Source organism: Micromonospora sp. WMMA1363 (assembly GCF_030345795.1).
In the GTDB taxonomy this organism is placed as follows: domain Bacteria; phylum Actinomycetota; class Actinomycetes; order Mycobacteriales; family Micromonosporaceae; genus Micromonospora.
In genome coordinates, this window is record NZ_JAUALB010000001.1 from 1,633,259 (window position 1) to 1,652,303 (window position 19,045).

General features: G+C 71.9%; 8 protein-coding genes. 7 read left to right on the forward strand and 1 reads right to left on the reverse strand.

Annotated elements, in window-relative coordinates:
* Positions 1-52 precede the first annotated feature (52 nt).
* Entirely contained in the window at positions 53-1,252 is a 1,200-nt protein-coding gene (locus QTQ03_RS07545; RefSeq protein ID WP_289277363.1) for a M20 family metallopeptidase, read from the reverse strand.
* Positions 1,253-1,362: 110 nt separating this feature from the next.
* On the opposite strand from QTQ03_RS07545, the gene QTQ03_RS07550 reads away from it, so the two are divergent.
* The 7 genes from QTQ03_RS07550 (at position 1,363) to QTQ03_RS07580 (ending at position 19,023) form a co-directional block, all read left to right on the forward strand.
* Positions 1,363-3,855 carry a lantibiotic dehydratase gene (locus QTQ03_RS07550; RefSeq protein WP_289277364.1) on the forward strand — a complete coding sequence of 831 codons (2,493 nt, stop codon included), beginning with the start codon at positions 1,363-1,365 and terminating at the stop codon, positions 3,853-3,855.
* A gap of 31 nt (positions 3,856-3,886) precedes the next feature.
* Positions 3,887-4,744 (forward strand): methyltransferase domain-containing protein, encoded by an 858-nt coding sequence (locus QTQ03_RS07555; RefSeq protein ID WP_289277365.1) that lies wholly within the window; start codon positions 3,887-3,889, stop codon positions 4,742-4,744.
* Between the two features lie 55 nt (positions 4,745-4,799).
* The gene (locus tag QTQ03_RS07560) at positions 4,800-11,924 is read left to right on the forward strand and encodes a type I polyketide synthase (protein ID WP_289277366.1); all 7,125 of its coding nucleotides are present in this window, start codon (positions 4,800-4,802) and stop codon (positions 11,922-11,924) included.
* A gap of 647 nt (positions 11,925-12,571) precedes the next feature.
* The gene (betA, locus tag QTQ03_RS07565) at positions 12,572-14,245 is read left to right on the forward strand and encodes a choline dehydrogenase (protein WP_289277367.1); all 1,674 of its coding nucleotides are present in this window, start codon (positions 12,572-12,574) and stop codon (positions 14,243-14,245) included.
* A gap of 64 nt (positions 14,246-14,309) precedes the next feature.
* Entirely contained in the window at positions 14,310-15,779 is a 1,470-nt protein-coding gene (locus tag QTQ03_RS07570; protein WP_289280728.1) for an aldehyde dehydrogenase family protein, read from the forward strand.
* A gap of 164 nt (positions 15,780-15,943) precedes the next feature.
* Complete coding sequence (locus QTQ03_RS07575; protein ID WP_289277368.1) at positions 15,944-17,023, forward strand: quaternary amine ABC transporter ATP-binding protein; 1,080 nt, start codon at positions 15,944-15,946, stop codon at positions 17,021-17,023.
* On the forward strand, positions 17,023-19,023 hold the full coding sequence (locus QTQ03_RS07580; RefSeq protein ID WP_289277369.1) for an ABC transporter permease: 2,001 nt from the start codon (positions 17,023-17,025) through the stop codon (positions 19,021-19,023). Before QTQ03_RS07575 ends, QTQ03_RS07580 begins: the two co-directional genes overlap by 1 nt.
* Positions 19,024-19,045: the final 22 nt, after the last annotated feature.

Sequence of the window (19,045 nt, forward strand, 5' to 3'; positions counted from 1 at the left end):
CGGACACCCGGGTGGCTGGACGCCGTTCGACGGCGGCGGCGGTGGGCTGCCGCTACGCCGGGCTCGTGCTCGGGACGCGGCGCTCCCGATGCCGGTCCAGCAGCCGCTGCCGGGTCTGGTCATCCTCGGCGGCCTGGGCCGCGGTCCAGGCGAGCGCGACCGCGCCCTGCAACAGCGCCCGGTCGGCGCCCGGCGTCACGCAGGCCGCGGCGAACTCGGGCTGATGGTTGACCGCGTCGCCGCTGTCGATGCCGATGCTCGGCTGCAAACTCGGCAGGGCCCGGCTCACGTTGCCCATATCGGTGCTGCCGGTGGGCATGTCCCGCTCCCGCTCGCGGGAGACGAGCGGGCGGCCCAGCGCGGTCGCCGCCAGCCGGTACGCCTCGGACAGGAACGGATCGTGCGCCAGCTCGGCGTACGCCGGCGTAGCGACCACCTCGTGGGTACAGCCGGTGGCGACGGCGCCGGCGGCGAAGCAGGCCCGGATCCGGGTCTCCAGGCGGCGCAGGGACTCCATGTCGGCGGCACGCAGGTTGTAGAGGGCGCGGGTGTCAGCGGGAACCACGTTCGGCACCGTGCCGCCCCGGGTGACGATGCCGTGAACCTGTTGGCGCGGCTCGAAGTGTTGCCGGCCGACGCCGACGGCGACCTCGGCGACGGTCAGGGCGTCCGCGGCGTTGACGCCAAGGTGGGGGGCGAGTGCGGAGTGCGACTCCCGTCCGGTGTAGCGGACCTCCAACTCCAGCAGCGCGAGTGGGCGAGGTGCGCAGTTGTCCTCGGGGGCCGGGTGGACCAGCATCGCCATCGACACGGCGTCGAAGACCCCGGCCTCCAACAGAGTGATCTTGCCGCCGCCCTCCTCTTCGGCGGGAGTACCGATCACGACGACCGTGATGTCGAGTTCCCCGGCGACCTCACGCAGGGCCAACGCCGCGCCGACGGAGGACGCGGCGATGATGTTGTGCCCGCAGGCGTGGCCGAGTCCCGGCAGGGCGTCGTACTCGGCGCACAGGCCGACCACGAGCGGACCGTTGCCGTAGCGGGCGGTGAAGGCCGTGTCGAGGCCACCGACGCCGGTCTCGACGTCGAAGCCCTCGGCGCGCAACAGGTCACTCACCTTGGCCGCGCTGCGGTGTTCCCGGAACGCCGTCTCCGGCTCCGCGTGCAGGCTTCGGGACAGGGCAAGCAGCCTGTCCCCGGCGCGGTCGACGGCGTCCTGACAGCGACGCCGCACCTCCGACGAGATCCTCATACGTACCGCTCCCCCTCCCGAGTCACCGGCCGGCTCGCGGTCTCCCCCGCGAGTCCCCTCGTTCCTACCCAAGCCGGCGGCCAAACGCGAGACCAGTCAGGAGACTCGACATGGCATCACTGACGTGGACGGTGCGAGCCGGGCGGGGCCAGCTATCGGTCGAAGTCCTGCCCTGGTCCTTGTTACGCGCGACCGGTTTCCCGGTCCGGATGTTGGCCGGGCTCGCCGCTCCGGCGCTGCTCGACGTCACCGATCGGGTGTGCTCCGTGGAGCGGGACATCGCAGCGGTACGCACCCATTTCCTCGACGAGTGTTGGCCGACCCTGCGCGCGGCCGTCCGTGACGTCGAACCCCGTCAGCGGTCACTGCGCGCGCTGCAGAGCTGCCGTCGCCGCGTCGAGGCCGGCGCGCGGTTGGACGAGCGGGAGACGGAGATCCTCGCGACGACCGGACTGCCGGACTGGGCGGCCGGGTGGAACGCCCTGGTCGCCACCCACGAGGAGCACCTGGCGACTGCCCGTTCCGAGTTCGACACGGCGCTGTACCGGGCGCGGCGCTACACCGCGGGGGTCGCCGACTCCGCCCCGTTCCAGCACGCCGTGTTCGTGTCGAACCCGGGTTTCTTCCGCTCCGCCCTGCACACTCCTCCGCTGGCCCACCCCGCCTGGCGTGCGACGACGACCGACGCCGACCTGCCGCGGGGGCTGCGCCGTCGACTCGACACCCTGCACCGCTACGCGCGTCGGTTCGCCACCAAGTGCGAGACCGTGTCGTTCTTCGGCCCGGTGCTGTTCAGCCGGCTCAGCGGCGAACAGGAGCAGGCCGTGCTGGTCGAGGCGCCGGCCGGCGAGCGGGTCGTCGTCGAGGCGAGTGCCTGGCTGGTGGAACAGCTTCGGCAGCAGGCGGCCCGGGACACGCCGCTGCGTCGGCAGCGCGCCTGGCGCAGCCCGCTGTTCCGGCAGCCGGGCTCGGACCCGGTACTGGAACGGGTCGTCGACGGCCGGCGCTTCGCCGTCGCCGCCCCCGCGCTGGCGCTGTGGCAGGCGGCGTCGGCCCAGCCCGGAGGCCGCCTGGCCGAGCTGGTCGGCACCGTGGTGGCGGATCAGTCCGACGAGCACCTGGCGGGGCTGGTGAAGGCACTGGGGCCAGCCCTGACGGTCTCACCGTGGCGTCTTCCCGCCACCGAGTTGCACGCGCTGACCCGGCTCGCGGCTGAGCACCCCACGGCCGTCGTCGTCGAACTCGCCGAGGCCCGAGACAAGTACGCCGAGGCGGGGTGGCCACACCGCGCGGGCCAGCTGACCGCGGCACAGGCAGCCAGCGAGCGGGCCGGCGGCGACGTCTCCCGCGGCGGCGGGCGGCACTACGCCGACCGGGAGCTGTTCCACGAGGACCGGTCCAGCCCGGTCAGCGAGCGGGTCAGCTTCGGGGCTCCGATCGCCGCGCGGCTCCGCCAGGTCACGGCGGCCGTGTTCCCGTTGGCCTTCCTCGCGGCCCTCCTCGCGCGGGAGGACGCCCGGGACGCCCTACGGGCCACGCTCCGCGGTGCCCCGGCTCCGCTCGCCGCCCTGGCGGCCCGGGACATTCCCGCACGCACCGACCGGCGTGACCGGCTCGACGCCGTCCTGCGTCGACTCGTCGAGGACGCGGTATCCGGGCGGGTCCCGGTCGGTGACCGCCCGCCCGTCGTCCACCTCGACGGGCAGCTGCTCGACCGGGCCCTCGCCCCGCTGTGGGACACCGTCTCCTACGGTCCTGCGGACGCCTGTCTGCCGAGCCCGGACGTGATGGTCACCGGCCCCGACCCGGCCACCGGCACCTGGCTGCTCTCGGAGCTGCACGACGACTGCAGCTCCGTCTTCGGCGGGCTGGAACGGCCACTGCACAGCGATCCGGACGGGCTGTGGGCGGACTTCGTGCAGCGGGTGCGGCGGACCGTCCCGCCGGAGACGGCCGCGACCATCGTCTCGCGGCGGCGCAGCGCCCACGTGACTCCGGAGCTGCCGGGAGTCGCCATCGAGCTCAGTGGCCTGTCCGACAAGGAACCCGACGACGTGGTACCCATCGCCGAGGCGACGGTACCGCCCTCGGGAGACGCGGTGCTGGTCGACGGCCGGGCACGGCTGTTGTGGCCGGGAGACCTGTCCTCCACGCTGCACCGGGCCGTCTCCCGACCGGCCCTCGGTCCGGTCTCGGTCGACCTCGGGGCGTACACGCCCCGGATCGTCGTCGACGGGGTCGTCCTGCAGCGCGCCCGCTGGCGGCTGCGTCTTCCGGAGCGAACCGGCGACGCCTTCGCGCAGTGGCTGGCGGTGCAGCGGATCCGGGTCGCCCACGGGCTGCCGCGCCACGCCTACGTCAGACATCCCGCCGAGCCGAAACCGCTGTACGTCGACTTCGCCGACCCGTTGTCCGTGCTGGACATCGCCCGGCTCCCCGCGGACGACGTCGTCGTGTCGGAGATGCTGCCCACGCCGGACGGCCTGTGGTGGCGGGTGGACGACCAGCCGCACTGCGCCGAGATCCGCCTCGGATGCCTGGTGCGGCCGTTGGCCGCCACCGTCGCCGACGACGCCGCCGGGACCACGAGAGACCGCCAGTGAGCACTGCCAGCAGAACGAGGAGGCACCCGTCATGACCGAGCAGACCCGCATCACCGCCCTCGTCCGGGACGCCTACGACAAGTCCGCCGACCGGTACGAGTCGGCGGGCCGGATGCTCTTCCACCCACTGGGCACGATGGTCGCCGACCTGTTGGACCTGCGGCCGGGCGAGCGGGTGCTCGACCTCGGTTGCGGACGCGGCGCATGTCTGTTCCCCATCGCCCACCAGGTCGGCGCCGAGGGCTTCGTCCTCGGCATCGACCAGGCCCGAGGCATGGTCGACGCGTGCGCGGCCGACGTCGAGACCCGCGGTCTGCGGGGCCGCGCGCGCGTCGAGGTGGGTGACGCGCAGAACTTCACCGTGGACCGGCCGTTCGACGCGGTGAGCGCCGGCATGGTGCTGTTCCTGCTACCGGCTCCGGAACAGGCACTGGCCTGCGCCGCGGCGGCGCTGCGACCCGGCGGCAGGTTGGCCGCGACCACCTTCCCCACCGAGCACGGCAGGCTCGCCGCGGGCTGGGAGTCGGCGGAGACCCTCGCCGGTGTCCTGGCCGGGTACCTACCGGACGGCGTCGACGATCCGTGGCAGCTGGTCCTCGGGCTCGGCGGCCCGTTGGCGTCGGAGGAGACCACCGCCAACGCGGTCCTGGCGGCCGGATTCAGGGACGTCGACGTCCACCACGTGCCGGCGAGGTCGCGATTCGAAACGATCGACGACTACCTGTCCTGGACCTGGACGGTGACCACGCGCATGCAGTGGGATCTGGTGCCACCGGAGCGGGTGGCCGAGGCGACCGACGCGGCCCGCGAGGCGCTGCGCAGCCTGGCGGGTGCCGACGGCTCACTGGAGCTCTCTTGTCCGACCAGGACGATCCGCGCCGTCAGGTGACGGCTGCGCCCGACACCGCCCCCGCACCGAGGGCGAAGCCGAGAGGTGAGATGAGATGCGTACAGAGTTGATCCGGCCGCTGTCCGAGCTGCTCAGCGGACACGCCGTCCGGCTCGGGGACAAGGTCGCCTTCGCCGACGACCGGCACGGCGTCAGCTACCACGACCTGGCGCTGCGGACCTCTCGACTGGCCGGGCACCTGGCCGCGATGGGGCTGGACACCGGCGCTCGGGCGGCGATCCTGATGGGCAACAGCGTGGAAGCCGTGGAGAGCTGCCTCGCCGTCATCCGGGCCGGCGGCATCGCGGTGCCACTCAATCCGCAGGCGTCCGGGGCCGAACTCGCCCACGTCCTCGCCGACGCCGAGCCGACGGTGGTCCTGTGTGACCCCGCCCGCCTCGACCAGGTGACCCGGGCGCTGCCCACGCGTCGGACAGCACGGATCATCCTGACCGCGGACTCCGTTCCCACGGAGCAGGCACCACCCGGCACGGCGTCCTACGAGGCGCTGGTGGCAACCGAGCCAACCGGGCCGGTCCCCGACGAGGCTCCGCTCGACGATCCGGCGTGGCTGCTCTACACGTCGGGCACCACGGGTCACCCCAAGGGCGTGTTGTACTCGCTGCGCAGCTCGTTGTGGCTGGTGGCGTCCTGCCACGTGCCGGTGTTGGGGCTGTCGGAGCAGGACCGCCTGTTGTGGCCGATGCCGCTGTTCCACGGGCTCGGCCAGAACCTGTGCGTGATGGGTGTGACGGCCGTGGGCGCGAGTGCCCGGCTGATGAACGGCTTCGCGGCCGAGGCGGTGCGCGACGCGCTGCACGAGGAGAGGGTGACGTTCCTCGCCGGTGTGCCGACCACGTACCACTATCTGCTGGACCATGCCGCCGACGGCGCCGTCGACCTGCCCGGGCTGCGGCTGGGCTTCGTAGCGGGATCGGCGAGCAGTGCCGCTCTGGGCGCCCGGTTCGAGGAGGCGTTCGGTGTTCCGCTGGTGGACCAGTACGGTTCCACCGAGACCGGTGCCATCACCTCGAACTGGCCGTCCGGGCAGCGCGTCCCCGGCTCGGTGGGTCCGCCGGTGCCCGGCGTGAGCATCCGCCTGGTCGAGCCCGAGTCCGGCCGGGACGTGCCCGCCGGAGACCAGGGCGAGGTGTGGGTCAGCGGCCCCAACCTCATGCTGGGCTACCACCGCCAGCCCGAGGCCACCGCCGCGGTCCTGCGCGACGGCTGGTACCGCACAGGTGATCTGGCACGGCGCGACGCCCTCGGTCACCTGACCCTGACCGGTCGGCTCAAGGAGCTCATCATCCGTGGCGGTGAGAACATCCACCCCGCCGAGATCGAGGCGGTCCTGCGCGAGGTCGCCGGGGTGGCCGACGTGGCGGTGGGCGCCGAGCCGCACGACGTGCTCGGCGAGGTGCCGGTGGCCTACGTGGTGCCCGGTCCCGCAGGCGTGGACGCGGAGGTGTTGTTCGCGCACTGCCGGCAGCGGCTGTCGTACTTCAAGGTGCCCGACAGGCTTTACACCGTCGAACGTGTGCCCCGGACCGCCTCCGGGAAGGTCACCCGGCATCTCCTGGCGGCGGCCGGCCCCCGGCTGTTGGGGGTGGCCACCGCCGTGGACGGCAGCCCCGACGAAACCGGCCGGGCCGGGCCGGCGGAGGCCGGTGAGTGGGCCCGGCGGTTGCGGGGCATGTCGGCGGGCGAGCGGGCCCGGACCGCCCTGGACCTGGTCCGTACCGAGGTCGCCCACGCCCTCGGTCGGGAGGGACCCGAGCAGGTGCCGCCAGACCAGCCGTTCGTCGACCTCGGGCTCGGCTCACTGGCGGTCGTCGCGGTCGGTCGACGGCTGTGCACGGCGGTCGGGCTGCGGCTTGCGGCAACCGTCGTGTTCGACCATCCGACGCCGGCGGCGCTCGCGGCAAGACTGGTCGCGGAGCTGACCGGATCGGCCCGCCCGCCCGCCCGGCACGCCGTGCCCGCCGCCGGTCGGGCCACCCGGTCCGCCACCGACGAGCCGATCGCGATAGTCGGCATGGCGTGCCGCTTTCCGGGCGGGGTCGCGGATCCCGAGCAGTTCTGGACACTGCTGGCCGAAGGGCGGGACGTCACCTCGGACTTTCCGGATGACCGGGGCTGGGCGCTGGCGACGCTGGTCGACCCCGATCCGGACCGGCTGGGCACCAGCTACGTCTCTCGAGGGGGATTCCTGTCCGACCCGGCCGGTTTCGACGCCGCCTTCTTCGGCATCAGCCCGCGGGAGGCGACCGCGATGGATCCGCAACAGCGACTGCTCCTGGAGATCGTTTGGGAGGCGCTCGAACGGGCCGGGGTCGACCCGACCCGACTGGCCGGCTCGCCGACCGGCGTCTTCGTCGGCACCAAGGGCCAGACCTACAGTTCTCTCGCCGCGCCCGCATCGGAGTACGAGGGCTATCTGGGCTTCGCCACGTCGGGCAGCGTGATGTCCGGACGCGTCGCGTACACCCTCGGCCTCGAAGGTCCCGCGATCACCGTGGACACCGCCTGTTCCGCGTCGCTGGTGGCCCTCCACCTGGCCTGCGAGTCCCTGCGTTCCGGGGAATCCCGCCTCGCGCTCGCCGGCGGTGTCACCGTGATGGCCACCCCGGACGACATGATCACATTCAGCAGGCAGCGGGGCCTGGCGCCGGACGGCCGGGTCAAGGCGTTCGCCGCGGCGGCGGACGGCACAGCCTTCGGCGAGGGCGCGGGTGTCCTGCTGTTGGAACGCCTCACCGACGCTCGGCAGGCCGGCCACGAGGTACTCGCCGTCATCCGGGGTAGCGCCGTCAACCAGGACGGCGCGTCGAACGGTCTCACCGCGCCCAACGGTCAGTCCCAACAACGGCTGATCCGCCAGGCACTCGCCACCGCCCGCCTCGCCCCCACCGACATCGACCTGGTCGAGGCGCACGGAACGGGAACGGCTCTCGGCGATCCCATCGAGGCCGAGGCCATTCTCGCCACCTACGGGCAGGGGCGCTCGCCGGAACGGCCGCTCTGGCTCGGATCCGTCAAGTCCAACATCACCCACACCCAGGCCGCCGCGGGCATCGCCGGCGTCATCAAGACAGTGCAGGCGATGCGGCACGGGACGCTCCCGGCCACCCTGAACGTCGACCAGCCGTCGCCACACGTCGACTGGACCTCGGGACAGGTACACCTGCTGACCGAACGCCGCCCGTGGACGACGAACGGGCGGCCCCGACGTGCCGGGGTGTCCGCCTTCGGCATCAGCGGCACCAACGCCCACGTGATCCTGGAGGAGAGCCCGGCCACGCCCGTCGGAAACGACGGCGACGACGCCCGTACACCCGCCGTGGTGCCGTGGTTGCTGTCCGCCAGATCACCGGCGGCGCTCCGCGCGCAGGCCGCCCGGCTGGCCACGTTCGTGCGCTCCACGCCGGAGCACAGTCCGGTGGCGGTCGGGCGCGCCCTGGCCCGGTCACGAGCGGGCCTGGAACACCGCGCGGCCGTCGTCGGCGGGGACACGGAGCACCTGCTGGGCGGCCTGCGCGCGCTCGCCTCTGGCGAGCCGGCAGCCGGGCTGACCACGGGACTCGCGGCACCCGCCCGGACCGTCGCCGTTCTCTTCACCGGGCAGGGCGCGCAGTACCAGGGCATGGCCCGCGACCTCCACGCCGGCTTCGAGGTATTCGCCGCGGCGCTGGACGAGGTCTGCCGGCACCTCGCCCCGGAGGTGCGACAGGCCCTGCTGGCGCCGTACGACCGGGACGACGAGCGCGTCCACCAGACCGGTCTCGCCCAACCGGCCCTGTTCGCCCTGGAGGTCGCCCAGTTCGCCCTGCTGCGGTCCTGGGGAGTGGCGCCCGACGCGCTCGCCGGCCACTCCGTCGGCGAGCTGGCCGCGGCACACGTCGCCGGCGTTCTCTCCCTCACGGACGCCGCGAGGCTGGTCACCGCCCGCGGTTGTCTGATGCAGGCGCTTCCGCCCGGCGGGGCCATGGCCGCCGTCAAGGCCACGGAAGAGGAGTTGCTGCCCCTGCTCGCCGGGCAGGAGTCGCGGCTGGGGATCGCCGCGGTCAACGCGCCCGGTTCGGTCGTCGTCTCGGGTGACGAGGACGCCGTGACGACGCTCGCCGACACGCTGGCCGATCGGGGGCACCGAACCAAGCGACTCACGGTGAGTCACGCGTTCCACTCACCGCGGATGGACGCCGTCCTGGACGAGTTCCACGCCGTCGCGCGCTCGCTGACCTATCACCCACCGGTCGTCCCGATCGTCTCCACCGTGACCGGCGCACCCGCCGGCGAGGAGCTGCTCACCCCCGAGTACTGGGTCGGGCAGCTCCGAAACACCGTGCGTTTCGCTCCGGCGGTAGGAGTGATGCGGGCCCAGGGCACCGACGCCTTCGTCGAGGTCGGCCCCGACGGGGTCCTGACGGCCCTGGTGCGGGAGAACCTCGGCGACGACGGCCACCAGGCGTTGCCGGTCGCCCGTCGCGGGCGGCCGGGTGCCGAGACGGCGGTCGCCGTCCTGGGGGCGCTGCACACCCTCGGTGTCACCGTGGACTGGGAAGCGTTCTTCTCGGGAACCGGCACCCAGGAGGTCACGCTGCCGACGTACGCGTTCCAGCGCAAGCGCTACTGGTTGCCCCCGACCGCCGTCACGGCGTCCACCTCGGCGGCCGCCGGCCGCGACCCGGTCGACACCGCCGGATCGGCCCGGCACTCCGCGACCGCCCCCGCCGAGCGGTCGACCGTCACCGCCCTGGCCGCCCACCTCGCCGGTCTCGACGAGGAGAAGCAACTCCTGTACCTGGTGGAGCAGGTGGGGATCCGGGTCGCCGCGGTGCTCGGTCACACCGACGCGAACGAGATCGACCCGGACGCCCCGCTGACGGACCTGGGTTTCGACTCCCTCACCGCCGTGGAGCTACGAAACCAGATCGGCGATTTCAGCGGCGTCAGCCTGCGCGCCACGCTGGTCTTCGAGCACCCTACCGTGGCGGTCCTCGCCGACCACCTGCTGACGAGGGTGCTCCGCGAGGCGCGCGCCGGCGACGGCGCGGACGGCGCCGACGATCCGGTGGACTTCGCCGCCGAGGCGACGTTGGCCGCGGACATCGTCTGCGCGGACGAGGTCGTTCCCGTGGCCGTCGAACCCCGCGAGGTCCTCCTCACCGGCGCGACCGGCTTCCTCGGCGCCTTCCTCCTCCGCGACCTGATGCGGACGACCCACGCCGTCGTCCACTGCCTGGTGCGGGCCGCCGACGAGAAGGAGGCGCTCGGCCGGCTGCGGGACAACCTGCGGTGGTACGAGTTCCTCGACGAGATCGACCCGAGCCGGCTGTCCGTCGTGGTCGGCGATCTCGCCGCGCCCCGGTTCGGGCTGTCCGAGGAGCGGTTCGACGATTTGGCCCGCCGGGTCGACGTCGTCTACCACGCGGCCGCGACCGTCAACGGTCTCTATCCCTACTCGGCGTTGAAAGCGGCGAACGTCTCCGGCACCGAGGAGGTGCTGCGGCTGGCCGCGCGGTTCCGCACCGTTCCGGTCCACCACGTGTCGTCCACGGGTGTGTTCGCCGCCGAAGCCGTGCCGGGCGTCGCGTTGAAGCCGACCGATCCACTCGGACCGGCTGAGGCGCTCTCCTCCGGCTACCGGCAGACGAAACTGGTGGCGGAACAGGTCATCGACGTCGCCCGGGGCCGGGGACTGCCCGTGTCGGTCTACCGGGTGGACGAGATCTCCGGCGACTCCGACCGGGGCCGCTGCCAGACCCACGACTTCGTGTGGCTGAGCATGAAGGGCATCGTGCAGGCCGGGGCCGTCCCGGCGGAGCCCGCCGGCATCTTCCATCTCGTACCGGTCGACTATGTCAGCGCGGCGATTCTCCGGCTGTCGGGGGACGCGGCCGCGGCCAACCGCAACCACCACATCGCCAACGGCGTCCACCTGTCGTTCGCCGACATGACCGCGTCGCTGCGCGCGTTCGGCTACCGTCTCGACGAGGTGGGCTGGGACTCCTGGGTCAAGCGGGTCCGATCCGACCGCGACAACGCGATGGTGCCGATGATCGACGGCTTCGAGTCGACCATCTACACCGGCCGGAACCACTACCTGAGGGTCGACACCTCCGAGACGCGGGCGTTGCTGGCGGGCACCGGTGTCGACTGCCCCCCGATGACCCGGGAACTGTTCGAGAAGTACGTCGACTTCTTCGTTCGGGTCGGCTACTTCCCGCCGCCCGGTGCTGACCGGGCGGACACCGCCGCGGCCGTGGGCCTCCGCGTCCGGGAGGCGACCACCGACGACCTGCCGCAGCTGACCCGGATCTGCTACGACGCCTTCAACGCCATGAACATGTCCCTGGGCCTGCCGCCGGAGTGGTCCTCGGAGCAGGCGGTGTCGGAGATGCTCCAGGGACGGCTCGCCTCGCCGAGTTGTCTGTGCCATGTGGCGGTCGACCAGTCCGGATCCGTGGTGGGATCCAACTTCCTGGTCCTCGGGGAGAGCGTGGGCGCCCTCGGCCCGCTGAGCGTGGCGACCGGCGCGCAGGGCGGCGGGGCGGGGCGGATGCTCATGGAGTCGCTCATCGCCGCCGGCCACCGTCTCGGCACGCCGTCCATGCGCGGCGTCCAGGTCACCAACAACCTGAGGGGGTACCGGCTGTACTCGTCGCTCGGCTTCGTGCCCCGCGAGCAACTCTCCGTCATGGTCGGATACGCCCCGCCGACGCCCGGGACCATGTCGGGATTCGAGGTCCGTCCGATGGCCGAGGCGGACGTGGCGGCCTGCCAGGAACTGTATCGGACCGTCAACGGCCATCCCCGGGACAGCGAGATCCACATGGCTGCGAAGCACGCGTTCTCCTGGTCAGCGCCGTACATCGTGGTGGACCGGGCCACGGGTGAGGTGGCCGGGTACACCACCGGTCTGTCCGACTTCGGCCACCTGACGGCCGTGTCGGAGGCGGCTGCGCGCGCCCTGTACGCCGGTGCCGGGGAACTGATGCGGCGAACCGACCCCCACGGGCCGGCGCCGCGGCTGCGGATCCCCGGCCGGCTGTTTCCGGATCTGCTGGGTTGGGCCGCGCGCACCCGGGGGCTCGCACTGCTCCGGCTGGAGACGCTGATCTCGCTCGGCGCCTACAGCACGCCGACGGCCGGCGTGTACTGCCCGGGCCTGTCCTACTGACCGGCGTCGTCGCGCCACCGCCCTCCACCGGGCCGGCCGGGATCTCACTTCGGCCGGCCCGGTGGAGGGCCGGCGCACGTCCAGTGGCGGGATGCTGGTGTCGCGCATCGCCGACCGCCACCAGGTGACGCAGACCACTCGGACGATGGGGCTGTGTTTCCCGCGGTCGTGGACCCCGGCGCAGATCCAGACAATGCCATCCTTCTGGTCATCCATCGGACTGACCGGCCACCGGGGCTCGCCCCACGAACACGAGCATCCTGCCCGAAATGCACGAATGAGGCGTTCAGTGCCCAGCATGGGAGATACAAGATCGTTATACGGTGTTACTCGAATCGCGATCAGCGATATGCGCAGGTCAGGCGCGTTGCCGGTCGGCAAGGCGCCGCTCGGATGTGACGTAAGGTTGCACCCCTGCACGTTCTAAGGTTGCACCCATACACGCGTAAGGTTGCGCCCCGCACGCATCCGGTTCGACCTGCGGACCGGGCAGCCGGGCACGTGGCACACCCCGGAGCCGGTGCGGACCTACCGGGTCGACGTGACCGACGGAGTGAGGCACGACATCTCCGAAAGTCGCGAACCGTTCCGCCGGGTTCGGCGAGGTCCGCGACGAGAAAGCGACGAGAAGGCGAGGCGAGGTCGAAGTGACATCCCAGCGTTACGATTTTGTCGTCGTCGGCGGCGGGTCCGCCGGCAGCGCGCTCGCCAGCCGGCTCTCCGCCGACCCGGCCAACCGCGTCCTCGTCCTGGAGGCGGGGCGTCCCGACTACCTCTGGGACGTCTTCGTCCACATGCCGGCGGCGCTGCCGTTCCCGATCGGGAGCCGGTTCTACGACTGGGGGTACTCCTCCGAGCCGGAGCCACACATGCACGGGCGGCGCATCTACCACGCCCGCGGCAAGGTGCTCGGCGGGTCGAGCAGCATCAACGGGATGATCTTCCAGCGCGGCAACCCGCTGGACTACGAGCGGTGGGCCGCCGATCCGGGCATGGAAACCTGGGACTTCGCCCACTGCCTGCCGTACTTCAACCGGATGGAGTCCTGTCTGGCGGCCGACCCGGACGACCCGTACCGCGGCCACGACGGCCCGCTCGTGCTGGAGCGCGGCCCCGCGACGAATCCGCTGTTCCGGGCCATGCTCGAGGCGGCACAGCAGGCCGGCTACCCGCTCACCGACGACGTCAACGGCGTACGGCAGGAGGGTTTCGCACCGTTCGACCGCAACGTCCACCGGGGACGGCGGCTCTCCGCCGCCCGGGCCTACCTCCACCCCGCGATGAAGCGACCCAACCTCGAGGTACGCACGCGCGCGTTGGTGACCCGCGTCCTCTTCGAGGGCAAACGCGCCGTCGGTGTCGAGTACACCCGCGGCCGGGGGGCGCCCCGCCGGGTGTACGCCGGCGAGGTGATCCTCAGCGGCGGCGCCATCAACTCGCCGCAACTGCTGCAACTGTCCGGCGTGGGCAACGCCGACGAGCTGGGCGCGTTGGGCATCGACACCGTCGAGCACCTGCCCGGGGTGGGCGAGAACCTGCAGGACCACCTGGAGGTCTACATCCAGTACGCCTGCACGCAGCCGGTGTCGATCCAGCCGTACATGAAGTGGCGTTACCGCCCGTGGATCGGCGCGCAGTGGCTGTTCCGGCGCAAGGGCCTCGGGGCCACCAACCACTTCGAGGCGGGTGGCTTCGTCCGGAGCAACGACACCGTCGACTACCCGAACCTCATGTTCCACTTCCTACCGATCGCGGTCCGCTACGACGGTTCCTCCCCGGCCGGCGACCACGGCTACCAGGTGCACGTCGGGCCCATGTACTCCGACGCCCGTGGATCGGTGAAAATCGTCAGCCGGGACCCTCGGGCGCATCCGGCGCTCCGCTTCAACTACCTCTCCACCGAGCAGGACCGACGGGAGTGGGTGGAGGCGGTTCGCGTCTCCCGCGACATCCTCAACCAGCCGGCGTTGGCCCCGTTCAACGGCGGCGAGATCTCCCCCGGGCCCGAGGTGCGGACCGACGAGGAGATCATCGACTGGGTGGCGCGGGAGGGCGAGACCGCGCTACACCCGTCCTGCACCGCGAAGATGGGGACCGATGACATGTCGGTGGTGAGTCCCACCGACATGCAGGTTCACGGCGTCACCGGGCTGCGGGTGGTGGACGCGTCGGTGATGCCCTACGTCACCAACGGCAACATCTACGCGCCGGTGATGATGGTGGCGGAGAAGGCGGCGGATCTCATTCTGGGGAACTCGCCGTTGCCACCGTCGCCGCTCGACTACCACCGGCACGAACACGGGCCGTCGGCGGTGGCGTGATGCGGACTCGCCGGAGCAGGGCTGTGCTACGGACCAACATGACGAGTACACCGTGGAGTTGTTCGTGAAGGAACTCTTTGTCGGGGGCGAGTGGCGCGAGCCGGCAGCCGGTGGCCACCGCGAGATCCGCTGCCCGGCCGACGGCAGCCTGGTGGCCACCGTCGCCGAGGCGACCCGGGACGACACGGTCGCGGCCATCGGCGCGGCGCGGCGGGCGTTCGACGAGGGGTCGTGGCCGAACGCCCCGGCGGGCGAGCGTGGCGCGGTGCTGCGCCGCGTCGCCGACCTCCTCGAGCGCGACAAACAGGAATTCGCCCGGGCGGAATCGCTCGACACCGGCAAGCGGCTGGTGGAGAGCGAATACGACATCGACGACGTGGCCGCCTGTTTCCGGTACTACGCGGGAATCGCCGACACGGACAGCGGACGCGTCGTCGACACCGGGCGCGCCGACGCGATCAGCCGCGTCGTGCACGAGCCGATCGGCGTGTGCGGGCTCATCACCCCCTGGAACTACCCGCTGCTGCAGACCTCGTGGAAGGTCGCCCCGGCACTCGCGGCCGGAAACACCTTCGTCCTCAAGCCCAGCGAGCTCACGCCCTCGACGGCGGTCCTGCTGATGCGGCTGCTGGACGAGGCGGGTCTTCCGGCCGGCGTCGCCAACCTGGTCCTCGGCGCCGGACCCGAGGTCGGGGCGCCGCTCGCCGAGCATCCCGACGTGGACATGGTCTCGTTCACCGGGGGCGTGCAGACCGGGCGCGGCCTGATGGCGGCGGCCTCGGCGACGGTGAAGCGGGTGGCACTCGAACTCGGCGGCAAGAATCCGAACGTCGTCTTCGCCGACGCCGACTTCGACACCGCCGTGGACTTCGCGCTCACCGCGGTGTTCCTGCACTCGGGGCAGGTCTGCTCGGCGGGCGCCCGGCTCGTGGTCGAGGCCGCCATCCACGACGCCTTCGTCGACGCGGTCGTCGACCGCGCCCGGCGGATCCGCCTCGGCGGCCCCTTCGACCCGGAGGCGGAGACCGGCCCGCTGATCTCGGCGGCCCACCGGTCCAAGGTGGAGTCGTACGTCGCCGCCGGGATCGCCGAGGGCGCGCAGCTGCGGTGCGGCGGCGCCCGCCCCGACGATCCGCGCCTGGCCGACGGCTTCTTCTACCTGCCGACGGTGCTCGACGGCTGCCGTCCCGGCATGTCCGTCGTACGCGAGGAGTCGTTCGGCCCGGTCCTCACGGTCGAGACCTTCACCGACGAGGACGAGGCGGTGCGCATCGCCAACGACACCGACTACGGCCTCGCCGGGGCGGTGTGGACCCGCGACGCGGGCCGCGCCCAGCGCGTCGCGCAGCGGCTGCGGCACGGCACGGTCTGGATCAACGACTACCACCCGTACGTGCCACAGGCGGAGTGGGGCGGTTTCCGACAGTCCGGAAACGGCCGGGAGTTGGGCCCGACGGGGCTGAGCGAGTACCGCGAGACAAAGCACATCTGGCAGAACATCAATCCCGGTCCGCAGCACTGGTTCCGCGGCTAGCGGCGCGCCGTCCGCGACCGCTGCCCAGGAAAGAGAGGCGAGTCAGCCGTGTCTGTCCCTACCGATTACCACCGCCGCCCCGGCGGGCTCATCCCGCGGACCGTACTGCTGTGGGGTGACGGCGTGTCGAGGGTGCGGAACAGCACACGGGCGGGAGTGGCGTCATGACCACCGAGGCCGCGGTCCGACCGCTCGAGGACGCAAACGACCAGCCGACACCGGTTGTCTCGGTGCGAAACCTGTGGAAGGTGTTCGGCCCGAACGCGGAGCAGGTACCGCGTTCCCCGGAACTCGCGGCGCTGTCCCGGCGCGAGTTGCGGGAGCGGGCGCGGTGCACCGCGGCGGTCCGCGACGTGTCGTTCGACGTCGCGCCCGGTGAGGTCTTCGTCGTGATGGGGCTGTCCGGCTCGGGCAAGTCCACGTTGGTGCGGTGCCTGACCCGACTGATGGAGCCGACCGCGGGGGAGGTCGTGTTCGAGGGCGAGGACATCCTGCGCGCCGACAAGAAGCGGCTGCGCCACCTGCGCCGGCACAAGTTCTCGATGGTCTTCCAGCACTTCGGCCTGCTGCCGTACCGCACGGTCGCCGACAACGTCGGGTACGGGCTGGAGATCCGTGGCATCGGCCGCGCCGAACGCACCCGCCGGGCGATGGAGGTCATCGAGCTGGTGGGCCTCGACGGCTATGAGCACACGTACCCGGACCAGCTCTCCGGTGGAATGCAGCAGCGGGTCGGACTGGCCAGGGCGCTGGCCGGCGACCCGGACGTCCTCTTCTTCGACGAACCGTTCTCCGCGCTGGACCCGCTGATCCGGCGCGACATGCAGAACGAGGTCATCCGGCTGCACCGTGAGGTCGGCAAGACGATGGTCTTCATCACGCACGACCTCTCCGAGGCGCTCAAGCTCGGCGACCGGATCCTCCTCATGCGCGACGGCAACGTGGTGCAGGCCGGGACCGGGGACGAACTGGTCGGGGCGCCGGCCGACGACTACGTACGAGACTTCGTCCGTGACGTGCCCCGCAGCGACGTCCTCACCCTGCGCTGGATCATGCGCGCACGCCGTGACACCGACCCGCTGGACGGACCGGAGCTGGGTCCGGACGTGATCGTGCGCGACGCGATCCGGGCCGTACTCGCCGCCGATCGGCCGGTGAAGGTCGTCGAGGACGGGCAGTTGCTGGGCATCGTCGGCGACGAGGAGATCCTCGACCTGGTCGCCGCCGCGGAGGCCGGCGTCTGATGGCCACGACGACGACGGCCGTCGCGCCGCCGCGGACCGGCCTGCGCCGACGGATCACCAAGCCGGTCGCGGTGGCGGGTGTCCTCGCGCTCTGGCTCGTCGCCTGGGCGCTGCTGCGCGGCCACGACACGCTGACCCTTCCCCGCGCCACGCTGACCCCGCTGCACCGCTGGCTCAACGACATGAACGACTCGGTGGGTGCCAGCCGGAACAGCAACCCGATCTTCCTCTACTTCTTCAACGAGATCCGCGTGGTCATGGACGGGCTGGTGACCTTCGTCCAGGGGCTCATCGCCCAACCGGCGTACGGGCGGCCCCTTCCCGTGCTGGGCTGGCTGGGCGTGATCGCCCTCGTCGCCTACGCCGCCTGGGCGTTGGCCAACTGGCGGGTGGCGCTGCTCGCCGCGGGTGGGTTCACCCTCTTCGGCCTGCAGGGGCTGTGGCAGGAAAGCATGGACACCCTGGCGCTCACCCTGGCGGCGGTCTTCGTGTCGCTGCTGTTCGGTATTCCGCTCGGTATCTGGGCCGGGCTGTCAGACCGATTCCACCGGCTGATCACCCCGGTCCTGGACCTCATGCAGACCATGCCGCCCTTCGTCTATCTGGCGCCGCTCACCTTGCTGTTCCTGATCGGGCCGGCCTCGGCGACGATCGCGACCCTGATCTACGCCATGCCGCCGGCGATCCGCATCACCGCGCACGGCATCCGCTCCGTGCCCGCGTCCCCGCTGGAAGCCACCGACTCGCTCGGGGCGACCCGGCTGCAGCGGCTGACGAAGGCGCTGCTGCCGCTGTCGAAGCGGACGATCGTGCTCGGCGTCAATCAGACGATCATGGCGGCGTTGTCGATGGTGACCATCGCGGCCCTCATCGACGCTCCCGGCCTCGGCAAGACGGTCATCAAGGCACTGCAAACCCTCGACGTCGGCACCGCGTTCAACGCGGGACTCGCGATCGTGGTGATGGCCATCGTCCTGGACCGGGTCACCACGGCGGCCAGCGTCCGCGCGGAGCAGGGTCACCGCGACGCGGTCGCCCGTCCGCGCCGGCGCCGGGCGCTCCTGGTCGGGTTCGGGGTGCTGGCGCTGGTCTGCTCGTACCTGTCCTACACCTACGTGTGGGCGGCCGAGTTCCCGGACGGCATCCAGCTCGGCGGATACCTGTCGCAGGGCGCCGACTCCGTCACCGCCTGGGCCCAGGACGACCTCTCGGTGGTCACCAGGGCGGTGAAGAACGGTGTGACCATCGCGCTGCTCAACCCGTTCCAGGCGCTGCTGGCGCAATCGCCGTGGTGGTTGATGGGCGGCGTCATCGTGGCCCTCGCCGCGCTGATCGGCAACGTCCGCGCCGCCGTCACCGCCACGATCTGCGTGGCGCTGCTGGTCGGCAGTGGGCTCTGGCAGGACAGCATGATCACTCTCGCCATGACGATCGTCGCGACGGCGCTGGTCCTGGCGCTGGGCGTCCTCGTCGGGGTGTGGATGGGGCGCAGCAGCCGCGCCGACCGTGTGATCCGACCCGTGCTGGACGCCGGCCAGACCATGCCGGCTTTCGTCTACCTGATTCCGTTCCTCGCCCTGTTCTCGGTGAGCCGCTTCACCGCGATCGTCGCGGGCGTCGTCTACGCCGCGCCGGTCGCTATCAAGATCGTCGCCGACGGGGTGCGCGGAATTCCGGCGTCGACCGCGGAGGCCGCCACCGCCGCGGGGTCGAGCAGCTGGCAGACAATCACGAAGGTGCAGCTGCCGATGGCGCGGCAGTCGTTGACGCTGGCCGCCAACCAGGGGCTCATCTACGTGCTGTCGATGGTGGTCGTCGGCGGTCTCGTCGGCGCGGGGGCGCTCGGCTACGACGTGGTGGCCGGGTTCTCGCAGGGGCAGCTCTACGGCAAGGGCCTCGCTGCGGGCGCCGCGATCGTCGTGCTCGGAATCATGCTCGACCGGATCGCGCGGGCCGCCGCACAGCGGTCGGGCCGCGCGCCCACCGCCACACAGACGTAGCCCACCGGCGCGCTTGGCCAGC